This is a genomic window from Pseudomonas sp. SCB32, assembly GCF_009189165.1.
In the GTDB taxonomy this organism is placed as follows: domain Bacteria; phylum Pseudomonadota; class Gammaproteobacteria; order Pseudomonadales; family Pseudomonadaceae; genus Pseudomonas.
On sequence record NZ_CP045118.1, the window covers coordinates 5,713,610 to 5,730,314 of the forward strand.

A 16,705-nucleotide genomic window follows, 5' to 3' on the forward strand; every position below is an offset into this window, starting at 1 on the left:
CTACGAAGAGCAGATTCACAGCTCTTCGCCGTGACGAATGACGCGCTTGGGCAGGTCGCCGCCGAGCCAGTAGGCCAGTTCGGCGGGGCGCTGGATGTCCCAGGCGATGAAATCGGCGACCTTGCCCGCTTCCAGGCTGCCATGGCTGCCGGCCATGCCCAGAGCGCGCGCGGCGTTGAGGGTGACGCCGGCCAGCGCCTCTTCCGGCGTCAGACGGAACGAGGTGCAGGCCATGTTCATCATCAGGCGCAGGGACAGCGCGGGCGAGGTGCCGGGGTTGAGATCGCTGGCGATGGCGATGGCCACGCCGTGCTTGCGCAGAGCATCCATCGGCGGCAGCTGGGTTTCCCGCAGGACGAAGAAGGCGCCCGGCAGCAGCACCGCGACGGTGCCCGCTTCGGCCATGGCGATGGCGTCGCTTTCGTCCATGAACTCGAGGTGGTCGGCGGACAGCGCGCCGTAGCGCGCGGCCAGGGTGGAGCCGTGCAGCGAGGACAGTTGCTCGGCGTGCAGCTTCACCGGCAGGCCCAGGCGCTTGGCGGCCTGGAATACCCGCTCGACTTGTGCGGGAGAGAACGCCAGGTGTTCGCAGAAGGCGTCCACCGCATCCACCAGTCCTTCCTCGGCCAGGGCCGGGAGGATGTGCTCGCAGATCTGCTCGATGTACTCATCGGCGCGACCAGCGTATTCCGGCGGCAGCGCGTGGGCCGACAGGCAGGTGGTACGCACCGTCACCGGCAGCACCTGTTCCAGGCGGCGGGCGACGCGCAGCATGCGCCGCTCGCTTTCCAGGTCGAGGCCGTAGCCGGACTTCACTTCCAGTACGGTCACGCCATCGGCCAGCAGCGGACGGGCGCGCTTGATGGCGCTGGCCAGCAGCTCATCCTCGCTGGCCTCGCGGGTGGCGCGCACGGTGCTGGCGATGCCGCCACCGGCGGCGGCGATCTCGGCGTAGCTGACGCCGTTCAGGCGCTGCTCGAATTCACCGCTGCGATCACCACCGAACACCAGGTGGGTGTGGCAGTCGATGAGGCCCGGTGTGACCCAGGCACCGCCCAGGTCCACCGTGCGTTCGGCGGCGACCGTCGGCAGCTCACTGCGCGGGCCGATCCATTCGATCAACCCGGCGCGGGTGACGATCGCCGCATCCTCGACGATCGAGTAGCGACCCTGGGCCAGGGTCGCTGCGTGGCAATGCTGCCAGAGAGTTCTCATAAACGGTCTCCTTATGTTGCGGTACAACTTAGCGGTTCAGACTGGCCTGTTCGCGGACCTGCTCGCCCTTGCCTGCGCGCGGCTTGCACCAGATCAGGTAGGAAGCCACCAGGAACACCACCCAGATCACACCGACGATCAGCGCCGTCTGGGTGTCCGGGAAGTAGCCGAGCACGCCGACGATGAACACCATGAAGGCGATCGCCAGGGCCGGGCCATAGGGCCAGAACGGTACCGGGAACTTCAGCTGGGCCGCTTCCTCGCGGCTCATGCTGCGGCGCATGGCCACCTGGCTGACCAGGATCATCAGCCACACCCACACGGTAGCGAAGGTGGCGATCGAGGCGATCAGCAGGAACACGTTTTCCGGGATCAGGTAGTTGAGCAGCACGCCGACCAGCAGTGCCCCGCCCATCACCACCACGGTCAGCCACGGCACGCCGTGCCGGGAGACCTTGCCGAAGCTACGCGGCGCCTGCCCTTGCTGGGCCAGGCCGTACATCATGCGGCCGGCGCCGAAGATGTCGCTGTTGATGGCCGAGATGGCCGCCGAGATCACCACGACGTTCAGTACGGCCGCGGCCGAACCGATGCCCAGGTTGCTGAAGATCTGCACGAAGGGGCTGCCCTGGGTGCCGATCTGCGGCCAGGGATACAGGCACATCAGGACGAACAGGGTGAGCACGTAGAACAGCAGGATGCGCGCCGGAACGGCGTTGATCGCACGGGGCAGGACATGCTGCGGGTCCTTGGCCTCGCCAGCGGTGACGCCGATGATCTCGATGCCGCCGAAGGCGAACATCACCACGGCGAAGGAGGCGATCAGCCCGCCGATGCCGTTGGGCATGAAGCCGCCGTGGCCGACCAGATTGCTCACACCCATGGCGGCATCAGCGCTGACGTGATGGCCCAGGCCGAAGATCATGATGCCGAAGCCGGCGACGATCATCGCGACGATGGCGCCCACCTTGAGCAGCGACAGCCAGAACTCCATCTCGCCGAAGACCTTGACGTTGCACAGGTTCAGGCCGCCGATCAGGAAGACGATGCTCATCACCCACATCCAGCGGGGCACGTCGGGGAACCAGAAGCCCATGTAGATACCGAAGGCGGTGATGTCGGCGATGGCGACGATGACCATCTCGAAGGCATAGGTCCAGCCGAGGACGAACCCGGCCATGGGGCCCAGGTAGGTGCTGGCGTAGTGACCGAAGGAGCCGGCCACCGGGTTGTGCACGGCCATCTCACCGAGGGCGCGCATGACCATGAATACGGCTGCGCCACCGATCAGGTAGGCCAGCAGTACCGCTGGGCCGGCCATCTGGATCGCAGAAGCCGAACCGTAGAACAGCCCGGTACCGATCGCCGAGCCGAGCGCCATGAATCGAATGTGCCGGGCGGATAGCCCGCGCTTGAGACCTTCTTGCATTTCGCACCCTGTAATTGTTGTAGGCGAAAGACGGCACGGACCCTTTCAGTTGAAAGGGTCCGTGCCGTAGAGGCTGGCCCGCGAGGGCCAGCGCCGGATCACAGGCTGGGCAGTACGCCGGCCAGCAGCAGGCCGGTCAGGCAGCCCTTGGCCAGCAGCGCGGAGGCTGCCTCGATGTCCGGGGAGAAGAAGCGGTCGCGGTCATAGTGCGCCACTTCGCGGCGCAGGGTCTGGCGAGCCTGTTCCAGCTTGGCGGAGGTCTTCAGGCCTTCGCGCAGGTCCAGGCCCTGGCAGGCGCCCAGCCACTCGATGGCGAGGACGCCACGGGTGTTCTCGGCCATTTCCCAAAGGCGCTTGCCGGCGGCCGGGGCCATCGACACGTGGTCTTCCTGGTTGGCGGAAGTCGGCAGGCTGTCGACGCTGTGCGGGTGCGACAGGGCCTTGTTCTCGCTGGCCAGGGCGGCAGCGGTGACCTGGGCGATCATGAAGCCGGAGTTGACCCCGCCGTTTGCCACCAGGAACGGCGGCAGCTGGGACATGTGCTTGTCCATCATCAGGGAGATGCGGCGCTCGCTGAGCGAGCCGATCTCGGCGATGGCCAGGGCGATGTTGTCGGCGGCCATGGCCACCGGCTCTGCGTGGAAGTTGCCACCGGAAATCACGTCACCCTCGGCGGCGAACACCAGCGGGTTGTCCGACACGGCATTGGATTCGATCGCCAGTACTTCGGCGGCCTGGCGCAGCTGGGTCAGGCAGGCGCCCATGACCTGCGGCTGGCAGCGCAGGGAGTACGGGTCCTGGACCTTGCCGCAGTCCTGGTGGGACTTGGAGACTTCACTGGAGTCGCCGAGCAGGTCGCGGAAGCAGGCGGCGGTGTCGATCTGGCCGCGCTGGCCACGGGCGTCGTGGATGCGCGCATCGAACGGCGAACGCGAGCCGAGGGCCGCTTCCACGGTCAGGCTGCCGCAGGCGATGGCGCTGGCGAACAGGTCTTCTGCCTGGAACAGGCCGCGCAGGGCGTAGGCGGTGGATGCCTGGGTGCCGTTGAGCAGGGCCAGGCCCTCCTTGGCAGCCAGGGTCAGCGGCTCGAGGCCGGCGACCGCCAGGGCCTCGCTGGCCGGCAGCCACTCGCCCTTGTAGCGGGCCTTGCCTTCGCCGAGCAGGACCAGGGACATGTGCGCCAGCGGCGCCAGGTCGCCGGACGCGCCGACCGAGCCTTTGAGCGGGATGTGCGGGTAGACCTCGGCGTTGACCAGGGCGATCAGCGCGTCGATGACCTTGCGGCGGATGCCGGAGAAGCCACGGCTCAGGCTGTTGATCTTGAGGACCATGATCAGGCGCACCATGGCGTCGTCCAGCGGCGCGCCGATGCCGGCGGCGTGGGACAGCACCAGCGAGCGCTGCAGGTTTTCCAGGTCATGGCTGGCGATGCGGGTCGAGGCCAGCAGACCGAAGCCGGTGTTGATGCCGTAGGCGGTGCGGTCCTCGGCAATGATCTTCTCGACGCAGGCAACGCTGGCGTTGATCGGGGCGTCGGCGCTGGCATCCAGGGTCAGGTGCACAGGCGCGAGGTGGACTTGGCGCAGTTCGGCCAGGGTCAGGAATCCGGGTTTCAGGTGCAGTTTCATCGAATGTCTCCTAGGCCGCTCATCGGCATCGGCGTTGTCGCCGCCCGTGCCGGCAATTCAGGGTATGGACGGCGGTTGTGCCGCCGTCTTGGAAAGATGGTTCAGGCCCCACGCGCCGGGTGTTCAGCGCAGGAGCTGCGCACCGAGGTACGGCGCGCGACCAGATAATAGAGAGCTGCCGGGACCACCAGACCGATAATCCAGGATATGTCCACGCCACCCAGCGCATCCACCAGCGGACCGGTGTAGAACTTGGTAGAGATGAAGGGCAGCTGAACCAGCACACCGGTCACGTAGACACTGATGCCGGGGATGTTCCAACGGCCGTAGCGACCGTTCGGATCTGCCAGAGCCGGTACGTCGTACCGCTCGCGACTGATGCAGTAGTAGTCCACCAGGTTGACCGCACTCCACGGGGTGAAGAAGGCCAGCAGGAACAGAATGAAGGACTTGAACGCACCCAGGAACGAGTGCTGGCCGAGCAGCGCGATCAGGGTCGCGGTGCCAACGATCAGCAGCACGAACACCAGGCGTTGCAGGCGCGTCACCTCAAGGTGGCCACGGAAGCCGCTGATGATGGTGGCGATGCACATGAAGCTGCCGTAGGAGTTCAGCGTCGAGATGGTGATCTTGCCGAAGGCGATGCTGAAGTACAGCAGAGCAGCGATGGTGCCACTGCCGCCCAGGCCGACGATGTAGGCCACTTCGTGGCCGGCGAACTGCCCGTTGGCCATGGCGGCGGCGAACACGCCGAAGATCATCGCCACCTGCGCGCCGACCACCGAACCGGCACCGACGGCGAGGAAGGTCTTCACCGACGAGGTCTTGCTCGGCAGGTAGCGGGAGTAGTCAGCCACGTACGGACCGAAGGCGATCTGCCAGGAGGCCGCCAGCGACACCGCAAGCAGGAAGCCGCCCCAGCTGAAGTGACGGATGGCCAGCAGCGCACCGATGTCGGTCTGCGTCATCAGACGGCTGAACAGGTAGACGAAGGCGATCACGCCGATGACGCTGGCGATACGGCCGATGACGTGGATCACCCGGTAGCCGAGCACGGTGACCAGAACGATGACGCCGGCGAACATCAGGATGCCGACGCTGTCGCTGACGCCGAACAGCTGCCCCAGCGCCTGACCGGACAGCACCGTGCCGGTGGCGGTGAAGCCCATGTACATCAGGCACACCAGCACCATCGGGATGGACGCGCCGAGCACACCGAATTGCACACGGCTGGAGATCATCTGCGGAAGGCCCAGTTTCGGCCCCTGCGCCGCGTGCAGCGCCATCACGCCGCCGCCCAGCAGCTGACCGATCAGCAGGCCGATCAGCGACCAGAACACGTCGCCGCCCAGCACCACGGCCAGGGCGCCGGTGACAATTGCGGTGATCTGCAGGTTGGCGCCCAGCCAGAGGGTGAACTGGCTGTAGAGCTTGCCGTGGCGCTCGGCTTCAGGAATGTAGTTGATCGAGCGCCGTTCGATCAGGGGCTTGGAGCTATCACTTGCCTGGGACATCGTTATTGTTCTCCCGGGAAATTCTTGTTGTGTTGATGCTCTTCCATACAACAGACGGACCGAGCCGCTGCACCACGCCGTGCAGCGGCTCCCTTCCTGGTCCTGGCGGCGAACCGCCTGGGTCTTACTTGCCGGTGATCATCGGCAGGTTCAACCCTTGTTCCTTGGCGCAGTCGATGGCGATCTGGTAACCGGCATCGGCATGGCGCATTACGCCGGTGCCAGGGTCGTTGGTCAGGACGCGGGCGATACGCGCAGCGGCTTCGTCGGTACCGTCGCAGACGATCACCATGCCGGAGTGCTGGGAGAAGCCCATGCCTACGCCGCCGCCGTGATGCAGCGAAACCCAGGTGGCGCCGCCCGCGGTGTTCAGCAGGGCGTTGAGCAGCGGCCAGTCGGACACGGCGTCGGAGCCGTCCTTCATGGCTTCGGTCTCACGGTTCGGGCTGGATACCGAGCCGGAATCCAGGTGGTCGCGGCCGATCACGATCGGCGCGGACAGCTCGCCACTGCGGACCATTTCGTTGAAGGCCAGGCCCAGCTTGGCGCGCAGGCCCAGGCCAACCCAGCAGATACGTGCCGGCAGACCCTGGAAGCTGATGCGCTCGCGAGCCATGTCCAGCCAGCGGTGCAGGTGAGCGTCGTCCGGGATCAGTTCCTTCACCTTGGCGTCGGTCTTGTAGATGTCCTGCGGATCACCGGACAGCGCAGCCCAGCGGAACGGGCCGATACCACGGCAGAACAGCGGACGGATGTAGGCCGGAACGAAACCGGGGAAGTCGAAGGCATTGGCAACGCCCTCTTCCTTGGCCATCTGGCGGATGTTGTTGCCGTAGTCGAAGGTCGGCACGCCCTGCTTCTGGAAGTCCAGCATGGCTTGTACGTGGACGGCCATGGACTGCTTGGCGGCCTTGACCACGGCAGCCGGGTCGGTCTTGGCGCGGTCGCGGTACTGGTCCCAGGTCCAGCCGATCGGCAGGTAGCCGTTGAGCGGGTCGTGGGCGGAAGTCTGGTCGGTGACCATGTCCGGGCGCACGCCACGGCGTACCAGTTCCGGCAGGATTTCGGCGGCGTTGCCCAGCAGGGCGATGGAGATGGCCTTGCCTTCGGAAGTGTACTTGGCGATGCGCGCCAGGGCGTCGTCCAGGTCGGCGGCCTGTTCGTCGACGTAGCGGCTGCGCAGGCGGAAGTCGATGCTGGTCTGCTGGCATTCGATGTTCAGCGAGCAGGCGCCGGCCAGGGTCGCGGCCAGCGGCTGGGCGCCGCCCATGCCGCCGAGGCCGGCGGTAAGGACCCAGCGGCCGGTGAGGTTGCCGTTGTAGTGCTGGCGGCCAGCCTCGACGAAGGTTTCGTAGGTGCCCTGGACGATGCCCTGGCTGCCGATGTAGATCCAGGAGCCGGCGGTCATCTGGCCGTACATGGCCAGGCCCTTGGCGTCCAGTTCGTTGAAGTGCTCCCAGCTGGCCCAGTGCGGAACCAGGTTGGAGTTGGCGATCAGTACGCGCGGGGCGTTGGCGTGGGTCTTGAAGACGCCAACCGGCTTGCCGGACTGCACCAGCAGGGTCTCGTCGTCATTCAGTTCCTTGAGGGTCTCGACGATCTTGTCGTAGCACTCCCAGTTGCGCGCGGCGCGGCCGATGCCGCCGTACACCACCAGCTCCTTCGGATTCTCAGCCACCTCCGGGTCGAGGTTGTTCATCAGCATGCGCAGCGGGGCTTCGGTGAGCCAGCTCTTGGCATTCAGCTGGGTGCCACGCGGGGCACGGATTTCGACGTCACGGAAACGATTAGGCTTATTCATGGGGCCTCCGGAGAAGGGGGTTATCTGCCTGTTCTTGTTGGTTGCCCCGGCAGGGCATGGAGATATGTAAGCATGTATATACAATCATAATCAAGGGGATTTTTCGCTCCCAATCAGGCCCCGCCCGACTGCCACCCCAAGCCATAGGCAACTCCATGAACAGCAAGGTGTTTTAGGCCTCGCCCTGAAGACTGACGCCCTTCGGACGGCGCGCCTGCCCTGGGAATCGGTTGAAGATTGCCTTTGCGAGGGTAGACCCGGCTCCCAACCCCGCTGCTTCAGCACCCCACCCGATCACCCACTCCCTGCCCCACACCCCGGCACGCCCCTCGTCAGCGCCGGTCTCCTTATGCGCAACGGGAATAAAATTCACGGGAGTCGTAACAATGGGTAACAACGCACAGTTTCCTGCCGCCCGTTCGGATTTTTGGAAAACCGCAATGGCACCTTGCCGCGCGGTCGTTTCCTGCCTTGGCGGGTGGCTTGGCCCGCATATTGCTCTCAGCATGTATATACAAGCTAAATCAATACATTACGTGTCAATACCAAACCAACCCAACAAGAAGAGACACCCATGAGAAAACTCCTGTCGATGCTCCTGCTTTCCACCTGCGCGCTCACCGGGCTCACGGCCCACGCCGGCGCCATCGATGACGCGGTCAAGCGCGGCACCCTGCGTGTCGGCATGGACCCGACCTACATGCCGTTCGAGATGACCAACAAGCGCGGCGAGATCATCGGCTTCGAAGTGGACTTGCTCAAAGCCATGGCCAAGTCCATGGGCGTCAAGCTGGAGCTGGTCTCCACCAGCTACGACGGCATCATCCCGGCCCTGCTGACCGACAAGTTCGACATGATCGGCTCGGGCATGACCCTGACCCAGGAGCGCAACCTGCGCATCAACTTCTCCGAGCCCTTCATCGTGGTCGGCCAGACCCTGCTGATCCGCAAGGACCTGGAAGGCACCATCAAGTCCTACAAGGACCTGAACGATCCGAAGTACCGCATCACCTCCAAGATCGGCACCACTGGCGAGATGGTGGCCAAGAAGCTGATCGGCAAGGCCCAGTACCACGGCTTCGACAACGAGCAGGAAGCGGTGCTTGACGTGGTCAATGGCAAGTCCGACGCCTTCATCTACGACGCCCCCTACAACGTGGTGGCGGTGAACAAGGCCGGCGCCGGCAAGCTGACATTCCTGGAGAACCCCTTCACCTACGAGCCGCTGGCCTTCGGTCTGAAGAAGAACGACTACGACAGCCTCAACTGGATCAACAACTACCTGCGCCAGGCCCGTGAAGACGGCTCCTACGAGCGCATCCACAGCAAGTGGTTCAAGGACACCGACTGGCTCAAGGAGATGGAATAAGCAGCCTGACATCCGGCAGGTTCCGGCGCCGCTCCGTGCCCTGCCCCGCATGACCTCAATGCTCTGGTCGAGATTTATCTATGAATACGCTTATACGTCGCCTGCTGCCGGGCAATGCGCTGGCTGGACAGCCGGCCGCGAAAAGTCTCCGCAAACCCGGCCAATGGCCCTGGCATGCGCTGACCATTTTCCTGCTGATTGCGCTGGCCTACGGCCTTTGGTACTCGACCTCGCTGATCTCCTATGAGTGGCGCTGGAACCGCGTCCCGCAGTACTTCGCCTACCAGGCCGAGGACACCCAGCGCGCCGCCGAGCAAGGCACGGTGACGAAGATCGACGACGAGGGCGACCACACCCGCGTGACCCTCACTGGCGAGGACGGCAAGGAACAGGTCGTGCTGGTTGCCCGCGACAGCCTGCAGGTCAGCCAGGGCGATGACCTGTCCGAAGGCGATCCGGTCGGCGTGACCCGGCACTGGTCTGCCGGCCCGTTGTTCTGGGGACTCTGGACCACCCTGTGGATTTCCTTCGTTTCCGGCGCCGTCGGCCTGTTGATCGGTCTGTTCACCGGCCTCTGCCGCCTGTCGAACAACCCCACGCTGCGCGACCTGTCCACCGTCTATGTCGAACTGGTGCGCGGCACGCCGCTGCTGGTGCAGATCTTCATCTTCTACTTCTTCATCGGCACCGTGCTGAACCTCTCCCGTGAGTTCGCCGGGGTAGCCGCACTGGCGCTGTTCACCGGCGCCTATGTGGGCGAGATCGCCCGCGCCGGCGTGCAGTCCATCGCCCGTGGCCAGAACGAAGCCGCACGCTCCCTGGGCCTGAACGCCGCGCAATCGATGCGCCACGTGATCCTACCGCAGGCCTTCAAGCGCGTGCTGCCGCCGCTGGCCGGGCAGTTCATCAGCCTGGTGAAGGACACCTCGCTGGTCTCGGTAATCGCCATCACCGAACTGACCAAGAGTGGCCGCGAGGCGATCACCACCTCGTTCTCCACCTTCGAAATCTGGTTCTGCGTTGCAGCGCTCTACCTGCTGATCAACCTGCCGCTGTCGCAGATCGCCAACAAGCTGGAGCGGAGGCTCGGGAAAAGTGATTGAAGTCCGTGATCTGATCAAAACCTTCAACGCCCGTGGCCAACTGGTCCGCGCGGTGGACAACGTCGGCACCTCCGTGGCCAAGGGCGAAGTACTGGTGGTCCTGGGGCCGTCCGGCTCCGGCAAGTCCACCTTCCTGCGCTGCCTGAACGGCCTGGAAGAGCTGGACTCCGGCTCGATCATCATCGATGGCGTCGACCTGGCCCATCCGAAGACCGACATCAACGCCTACCGCCGCGAAGTCGGCATGGTGTTCCAGCACTTCAACCTGTTCCCGCACATGACCGTGCTGGAGAACCTCTGCCTGGCGCAGAAAGTCGTGCGCAAGCGCGGCAAGGCCGAGCGCGAGGAGAAGGCCAAGGCGCTGCTGGCCAAGGTCGGCATTGCCCAGAAGGCCAACGAATACCCCTCGCGCCTTTCCGGCGGCCAGCAGCAGCGCGTGGCCATCGCCCGTGCGCTGTGCATGGGGCCGAAGGTGATGCTCTTCGATGAGCCCACCTCGGCACTCGACCCGGAAATGGTCGGCGAGGTGCTGGACGTGATGAAGACCCTGGCCCAGGAAGGCATGACCATGGTCTGCGTGACCCACGAAATGGGCTTCGCCCGCGAAGTGGCCGATCGCGTGCTGTTCTTCGATCACGGCAAGCTGCTGGAAGACGCACCGCCCGCGCAGTTCTTCGACCGACCGCGCGACCCGCGGGCGCAGGCGTTCCTCAAGCAGGTGCTGTGAGTTTCCAGCGTCGTGAAAAAGCCGCCCTCGGGCGGCTTTTTTGTGCCTGCCTGGCGGGGCAGCGGCTCTTGTAGGAGCGGACCTTGTCCGCGAAGTCCTCGCACCGAAAAGGAGAGCATCGCGGATAAGATCCGCTCCTACGTTGTTTGCTGGGCTCCCGCGTTCGCAGGGATGACGCAAAGCAACGCGAATCTCACCCCCGTCACTCCCGCGAATGCGGGAGCCTAAAAGACAGTTGCTCCTACGAAAGCGATGTCCTCCTTCACCTGTAGGAGCGGGCCATGCCCGCGTTTCGCGCCCATGGGGCGCTCCAACAAGGGCGCGCGCGGAGCGGCGCCGGAATGGCAATGGGACGAGGTGAATCGGCGTGCAACCGCGAACGGTTGTACGCCCTACCCCGGACGTGGCTTAGCGGGGCAGCAGCTCGATCAGGCAGCAGGCGCCGCCGACCTCGGCCTGCAGCTCGTATGCCGCGAGCTGCGCATCGCCTTCGATGCGCAGGCAGTCATAGCGACCCAGTTGCGCCAGCGAGGCGCCTTCCTGGCGCAGCTCCAGCCCTTGCGCCGCGCTGAACAGCAGCACAGTGGCTGCGGAACTGAAGAAGCGCTGCGGCTGCTCCAGCGACAACCACTGCAGACGCGCGCGATAACGCAGCGGCGAATAGATCAGGTTGAAGTCGCGAATGGCACCGCCCAGCAGGCGGCAATCCACCTCGCTGTCGCCCGAGAAGGCGAAGGCATCGAGCTGGTGCAGCGACCTGGACTGCTCGCCATCGACCGTCAGCTGCATCCCCTCACCTTCCAGCACGGTGATGACCCGCTGGTAACCGGTGAACGCGGAGAAGCCGCCATCGGCGCCGACGTCGGCAATCGACAGGCGCCAGCCGAAACCGTCCAGCCCCGCCCCGGCATCGCGGGCAATCTCCAGCGTGCTGCCGGCACCATTCTTCCAAGGCATTCGCGGATACTCGGCGGCCTTGAAGTGTTGAATCTGCGTCATGAACTGAAACGCCCCTCCAGTCGATGTCGCGAGCCCGGGTGGATCAGGCGCGCGGAAGTAACGGCCTGATTGCCAGACCAGGTGCGTCGGCGGATCAGCAGGCACGGCTCGTTGCGCTCGATCTGCAGCAGCCGGCATTCCTCCGCCTCGGCCAGTACCGCCTCGACCACGTGCTCGCCCTCGGTCAGCGGAGCAACGCGCGAAAGGTAGGCGTATGGCGTCAGGATGGTGAAATCCTGCTTGAGGTAATCGGGCGCCACCGCCGCATTCACGTAGCGGTCCTCCAACTGGACCGGCACTTCATTCTCGTAGTGCACGATCAGCGAATGGAACACCCGCTGACCATTGTGCAGGTCGAGCGCCAGCGCCCGCTCCGCACTGGGCAGCTCTTCGGCCAGGCGAATCACCTTGCAGTGATGGCGGTGGCCACGGGCGGCGATTTCATCGGCAATATTGTTCACCGCGAACAGGGCGGAACGTCCCTTCGGCTCGGCGACGAAGGTCCCGACACCCTGCATGCGCAGCAGCAGTCCATCGGCGGTCAGCTCGCGCAAGGCGCGGTTGATGGTCATGCGGCTGAAACCCAGTTCCTCGACCAGCTCGCTCTCCGACGGGACACGGTGGTGCGCCGGCCAGGCTCCGCTCTGGATCTGCTGGATGATCATCTGCTTGACCTGGGCATAGAGCGGCGCAGGCGTATCGCTGAGCTGGGCCGCCAGCGACGAGGACCTCGACGGCGTTTTAATCACGGTGATTCTCCTTGTCATCCCGAAAGCAGTTTACGCTCGATGCAAACACATGTATATGTATATACAAATAAATATGAGTTACACAGGTAACAGATTATGCCCGCTTTGATTGCACCCTGCGCGTTGCTGCCCGAGGGCTGGGCCTACGACGTGCGCCTGGAGGTCTCCGCTTCGGGCATCCTGGAGAAAATCTCCGTCGGTGGCTCCAGCGAAGGCGCCGAGCGCCTGCGCGGTCCAGTGCTGGCCGGCATGCCGAACCTCCACTCGCACGCCTTCCAACGCGCCATGGCGGGCCTGGCGGAAGTCGCCGGCAACCCCAACGATAGCTTCTGGACATGGCGCGACCTGATGTATCGCCTGGTCGGCCGCCTGTCGCCCGAGCAGGTCGGCGTGATTGCCCGCCAACTCTACATCGAGATGCTCAAGGCCGGTTACACCGGCGTCGCCGAATTCCACTACGTGCACCACGATGCCGACGGCAAGCCCTACGCCAACCCGGCGGAGCTCGCCCTGCGCGTCAGCCAGGCGGCGGCGGATGCCGGCATCGGCCTGACCCTGCTGCCGGTGCTCTACTCCCACGCCGGCTTCGGTGGCCAGGCGCCGAGCGAAGGCCAGCGCCGCTTCATCAACAGCACCGAAGGCTACCTGAAGCTGATCGACGGCCTGCGCTCGCACCTGGCGACCCAGCCGCAGCAAAGCGTCGGCCTGTGCTTCCACTCCCTGCGCGCGGTTACTCCGCAGCAGATCGCCGAGGTGCTCGGCGCCGACTCCACCGGCTGCCCGGTGCACATCCACATCGCCGAGCAGCAGAAGGAAGTCGACGACTGCCTGGCCTGGAGCGGTCGCCGTCCGTTGCAGTGGCTGTACGAGAACGTCGATGTGAACGAGCGCTGGTGCCTGGTCCACGCTACCCATGCCGAGGCCGACGAAGTGACTTCGATGGCCCGTAGTGGCGCCGTGGCTGGCCTGTGCCTGACCACCGAGGCAAACCTGGGCGACGGCATTTTCCCGGCAGTGGACTACCTCGCCCAGGGTGGCCGCTACGGCATCGGTTCGGACAGCCACGTGTCCCTGAGCGTGGTCGAGGAGCTGCGCTGGCTGGAATACGGCCAGCGCCTGCGCGACCAGCGCCGCAACCGCCTCTACGGCGCCAACCAGCCGATGGTCGGCCGCACCCTGTTCGACGGTGCCCTGGCCGGCGGCGCCCAGGCCCTCGGCCAGCCCACCGGCGCACTGACCGTCGGCAAGCGCGCCGACCTGCTGGTGCTCGATGGCGGCGACCCGTACCTGCAGACTGCCAGTGGCGACGCGATCCTCAACCGCTGGCTGTTCGCCGGCGGCGACCGCCAGGTGCGCGACGTGATGGTCGCCGGCCAGTGGCGTGTGCGCGATGGCAGGCACGCGCTTGAAGAACAGAGCGCCCGTGAATTCACCGATGTGCTGCACGAGTTGCTGAACTGACGGAAGCCCAGCTCCTGCGAAAAACAAAACGCCCTTCGGGGCGTTTTTTCGTCAGTGCCGTACGTTCTCACGCCGGCCTTGCCGACGGATCGCGGACAAAGTCCGCTCCTACGCGGGCGCTATAGTCCGTGTTTACCTGTGGTAGTAATTTCATTCGCTATGGATTTCGCGGACAAGGTCCGCTCCTACGGGAACAGGACGCTCTGCCATTGCTCTTGAAGACTTCCAGCGAAACATCCACACGCACCGGAGCGCCCCTTCAGGAGGCCGAGTGGAATCGGAGTTTCAGGGGTTGAGCGGCATGGATGCCGCGAGAGCGTCGTCGGGCCATGGATGGCCCGTCGACGCGTGCCCCTGAAACTCCGATGGAGCGAGGGCATTTTTCGCCTAAGCGAAAAACCGGATGCAGGGGCAAGACCTTTGGTTACTTTCTGTGGGGCGGCCATCCGCAGTTTGAGAAAGTGACTCGCCCGAGGGGGCGAAACGAAATATCTCAGAACATGCCAATGCGGCGCAGAAACGCAGAACAAGACGGCGGATAACGCCTTAGGCGTTATTCGCCCTACGAAGAGCAAGGGCATCGCGGAGAAGCTCCGCTCCTACGGGAGCACTACCCCAGCGCCACCTAATAAAAAACGCCCCGAGGGGCGTTTTTTATTGGCGCGCGAAACACGGTCGCATCGAACCCGGCGCCCGCTCCTGCCGGCTTACTTCAGACCCTGGGCGGAGAACAGCAGCACCTTGTCGCCAGCATACTGGATGCTGATGAAGGTCTTTTCATCACCCCAGGTGCAGCTGGAAACGCCCAGCGCGCCGGAGCACTCGGTCGGCTTGCCGAGCAGGCTCTCGACCTCGGTCTTGGTCATGCCGGTTTTGATCTTGGAATAGTTCTCCTGGTTGATCTTGCTGCAGGCAGCCAGGACGACACAGAACGCGACGAGCGCAAGGCGGCGGAAGGACATCGACAACTCCATTGTTTAGGGGGCATGCCAACAAGCTTGGCACAGGGCGACCGGATCGGCCGCCGTGTTGGAGTCAGAAACGCGAGCCGGGTTCCGTGAGGAATTGCGTTTCCTCGGCAGTAGATGGACGCCCGAGGATGGCATTGCGATGGGGGAAGCGGCCAAAGCGGGCGATCACCGCCTGGTGCTTGCGCGCATAGGCGAGATACCCGGCGAACAGGACCTTCTCACTGTCGCTGGATTCGGCCTGAAGCGCCTCATACAGCCGCACCGCCTGGTCCTGGCTGGCCAGGTCCTCGGCGTGCTCCAGCACGATGTAGACGAATACGCGCTCGACGCGCGGCAGCTTGCGATCGAACCCGGCTTCCAGCCCCTGGCGCACCAGGCGTTGGGCACGGGCGTCGCCGGCGAAGGCGCGCGGGCTGTCGCGGAAGATCATGCGCGGCAGCTGGTCGAGCAACAGGATCAGCGCCAGCCAACCCTGCGGCTCATCGACCCAATCCTGCAGGCCGCCGTCCAGGGCCTGGCGTACCAGGCCGCCGAAACGGTTCTCAGAGTCCACGTCCTGGCAGGCACTTTTGCCGAACCACAGCGCACTGCGCTGCGCCGACACCTCGACGGCGTCCAGCGCGCTGCCGAACCACCAGTCCAGCAACGGCTGCCAGGGCGTAGCGGCCATCAGCCTTCCTTGTGGTAGGCGGTGGCGCGTTCGACTTCTTCCTTGGAGCCCAGGAACACCGCGACGCGCTGGTGCAGGTTCTCCGGCTGGATATCGAGGATGCGCTGGTGGCCGTTGGTCGCGGCGCCGCCGGCCTGCTCGATGATGAAGGACATCGGGTTGGCTTCGTACATCAGGCGCAGCTTGCCCGGCTTCTCCGGCTCACGGGAGTCGCGCGGGTACATGAACACGCCGCCGCGGGTCAGGATGCGGTGCACGTCGGCCACCATGGAGGCGATCCAGCGCATGTTGTAGTTCTTGCCGAGCGGGCCTTCATTGCCAGCCAGCAGTTCGCTGACGTAGCGCTTCACCGGGGCTTCCCAGTGGCGCTCGTTGGACATGTTGATGGCGAACTCGGCGGTGCTGGTCGGAACGGTGATGTTCTCGTGGGTCAGTACGAAGCTGCCCAGCTCGCGGTCCAGGGTGAAGCCCTTCACGCCATTGCCCAGGGTCAGGATCAGCATGGTCTGCGGGCCATAGATGGCGTAGCCGGCGGCGACCTGGGTGGTGCCCGGCTGGAGGAAGGCTTCCTCACGCAGGCTGTCGTTCTGGCTCAAGTACTCGGTGGGGCAGCGCAGCACGGAGAAGATGGTGCCGACCGAGACGTTGACGTCGATGTTGGAGGAGCCGTCCAGCGGATCGAAGACCAGCAGGTAGGCGCCCTTCGGGTACTTGCCGGGGATCTGGTAGGGATGGTCCATTTCCTCGGAGGCCATGCCGGCCAGGTTACCGGCCCACTCGTTGGCTTCCAGGAGGATCTCGTTGGAGATCACGTCCAGCTTCTTCTGCACCTCACCCTGCACGTTCTCGGTGCCCATGCTGCCCAGCACGCCGCCGAGGGCGCCCTTGGACACGGCATGGCTGATTTCCTTACAGGCGCGCGCCACCACCTCGACGAGGAAGCGCAGGTCGGCCGGGGTGTTGTGACTGCGGGTCTGCTCGATCAGATAGCGGCTCAGGGTAACGCGGGACATGAAAGGCTCCGGGGAGAAGGGGAAAAATCAGGGCGCATTCTAGCGTGGAATCGGGC

Annotated in this window: 14 protein-coding genes; 4 read left to right on the forward strand and 10 right to left on the reverse strand. The window is 64.8% G+C overall.

The genetic code is table 11. The features are described 5' to 3' along the window. Window positions 1-15: 15 nt before the first annotated feature. From hutI to hutU, 5 genes are all read right to left on the reverse strand, one after another. Window positions 16-1,215, reverse strand: coding sequence for an imidazolonepropionase (gene hutI, locus GA645_RS26090; RefSeq protein WP_152226873.1), 1,200 nt, complete (start codon window positions 1,213-1,215; stop codon window positions 16-18). Window positions 1,216-1,243: 28 nt separating this feature from the next. Continuing rightward, window positions 1,244-2,644, reverse strand: a complete 1,401-nt coding sequence (locus GA645_RS26095; protein ID WP_152226875.1) for an amino acid permease — start codon at window positions 2,642-2,644, stop codon at window positions 1,244-1,246. A 98-nt stretch (window positions 2,645-2,742) separates the two neighbouring features. Then, complete coding sequence (gene hutH / locus GA645_RS26100; protein ID WP_152226877.1) at window positions 2,743-4,272, reverse strand: histidine ammonia-lyase; 1,530 nt, start codon at window positions 4,270-4,272, stop codon at window positions 2,743-2,745. A 101-nt stretch (window positions 4,273-4,373) separates the two neighbouring features. Then, on the reverse strand, window positions 4,374-5,786 hold the full coding sequence (locus tag GA645_RS26105) for a cytosine permease (protein ID WP_152226879.1): 1,413 nt from the start codon (window positions 5,784-5,786) through the stop codon (window positions 4,374-4,376). 124 nt (window positions 5,787-5,910) lie between these two features. Then, window positions 5,911-7,587 carry a urocanate hydratase gene (hutU, locus tag GA645_RS26110; protein ID WP_152226881.1) on the reverse strand — a complete coding sequence of 559 codons (1,677 nt, stop codon included), beginning with the start codon at window positions 7,585-7,587 and terminating at the stop codon, window positions 5,911-5,913. A 574-nt stretch (window positions 7,588-8,161) separates the two neighbouring features. On the opposite strand from hutU, the gene GA645_RS26115 reads away from it, so the two are divergent. The 3 genes from GA645_RS26115 to GA645_RS26125 all read left to right on the forward strand — a co-directional run bounded on the left by GA645_RS26115 (window position 8,162) and on the right by GA645_RS26125 (window position 10,786). Then, window positions 8,162-8,956 (forward strand): transporter substrate-binding domain-containing protein, encoded by a 795-nt coding sequence (locus tag GA645_RS26115; protein WP_152226883.1) that lies wholly within the window; start codon window positions 8,162-8,164, stop codon window positions 8,954-8,956. An 80-nt stretch (window positions 8,957-9,036) separates the two neighbouring features. Beyond that, window positions 9,037-10,059 (forward strand): amino acid ABC transporter permease, encoded by a 1,023-nt coding sequence (locus GA645_RS26120; RefSeq protein ID WP_152226885.1) that lies wholly within the window; start codon window positions 9,037-9,039, stop codon window positions 10,057-10,059. Further along, entirely contained in the window at window positions 10,052-10,786 is a 735-nt protein-coding gene (locus tag GA645_RS26125; protein ID WP_152226887.1) for an amino acid ABC transporter ATP-binding protein, read from the forward strand. The genes GA645_RS26120 and GA645_RS26125 overlap by 8 nt, the downstream gene beginning before the upstream one ends. A gap of 408 nt (window positions 10,787-11,194) precedes the next feature. On the opposite strand, the gene GA645_RS26130 is transcribed toward GA645_RS26125, so the two are convergent. Next, window positions 11,195-11,785 (reverse strand): HutD family protein, encoded by a 591-nt coding sequence (locus GA645_RS26130; RefSeq protein ID WP_152226889.1) that lies wholly within the window; start codon window positions 11,783-11,785, stop codon window positions 11,195-11,197. Then, window positions 11,782-12,450: a histidine utilization repressor gene (hutC, locus tag GA645_RS26135; protein ID WP_372239818.1), complete on the reverse strand. Its 669-nt coding sequence runs from the start codon at window positions 12,448-12,450 to the stop codon at window positions 11,782-11,784. Before hutC ends, GA645_RS26130 begins: the two co-directional genes overlap by 4 nt. A gap of 180 nt (window positions 12,451-12,630) precedes the next feature. On the opposite strand from hutC, the gene GA645_RS26140 reads away from it, so the two are divergent. Then, complete coding sequence (locus GA645_RS26140; protein WP_152226893.1) at window positions 12,631-13,995, forward strand: formimidoylglutamate deiminase; 1,365 nt, start codon at window positions 12,631-12,633, stop codon at window positions 13,993-13,995. Between the two features lie 707 nt (window positions 13,996-14,702). On the opposite strand, the gene bamE is transcribed toward GA645_RS26140, so the two are convergent. From bamE to GA645_RS26155, 3 genes are all read right to left on the reverse strand, one after another. After that, window positions 14,703-14,957: an outer membrane protein assembly factor BamE gene (gene bamE, locus GA645_RS26145; RefSeq protein WP_152226895.1), complete on the reverse strand. Its 255-nt coding sequence runs from the start codon at window positions 14,955-14,957 to the stop codon at window positions 14,703-14,705. A gap of 73 nt (window positions 14,958-15,030) precedes the next feature. Then, on the reverse strand, window positions 15,031-15,636 hold the full coding sequence (locus tag GA645_RS26150) for a DUF924 family protein (protein WP_152226897.1): 606 nt from the start codon (window positions 15,634-15,636) through the stop codon (window positions 15,031-15,033). Further along, window positions 15,636-16,649 carry a class 1 fructose-bisphosphatase gene (locus tag GA645_RS26155; protein ID WP_152226899.1) on the reverse strand — a complete coding sequence of 338 codons (1,014 nt, stop codon included), beginning with the start codon at window positions 16,647-16,649 and terminating at the stop codon, window positions 15,636-15,638. The genes GA645_RS26150 and GA645_RS26155 overlap by 1 nt, the downstream gene beginning before the upstream one ends. Window positions 16,650-16,705: the final 56 nt, after the last annotated feature.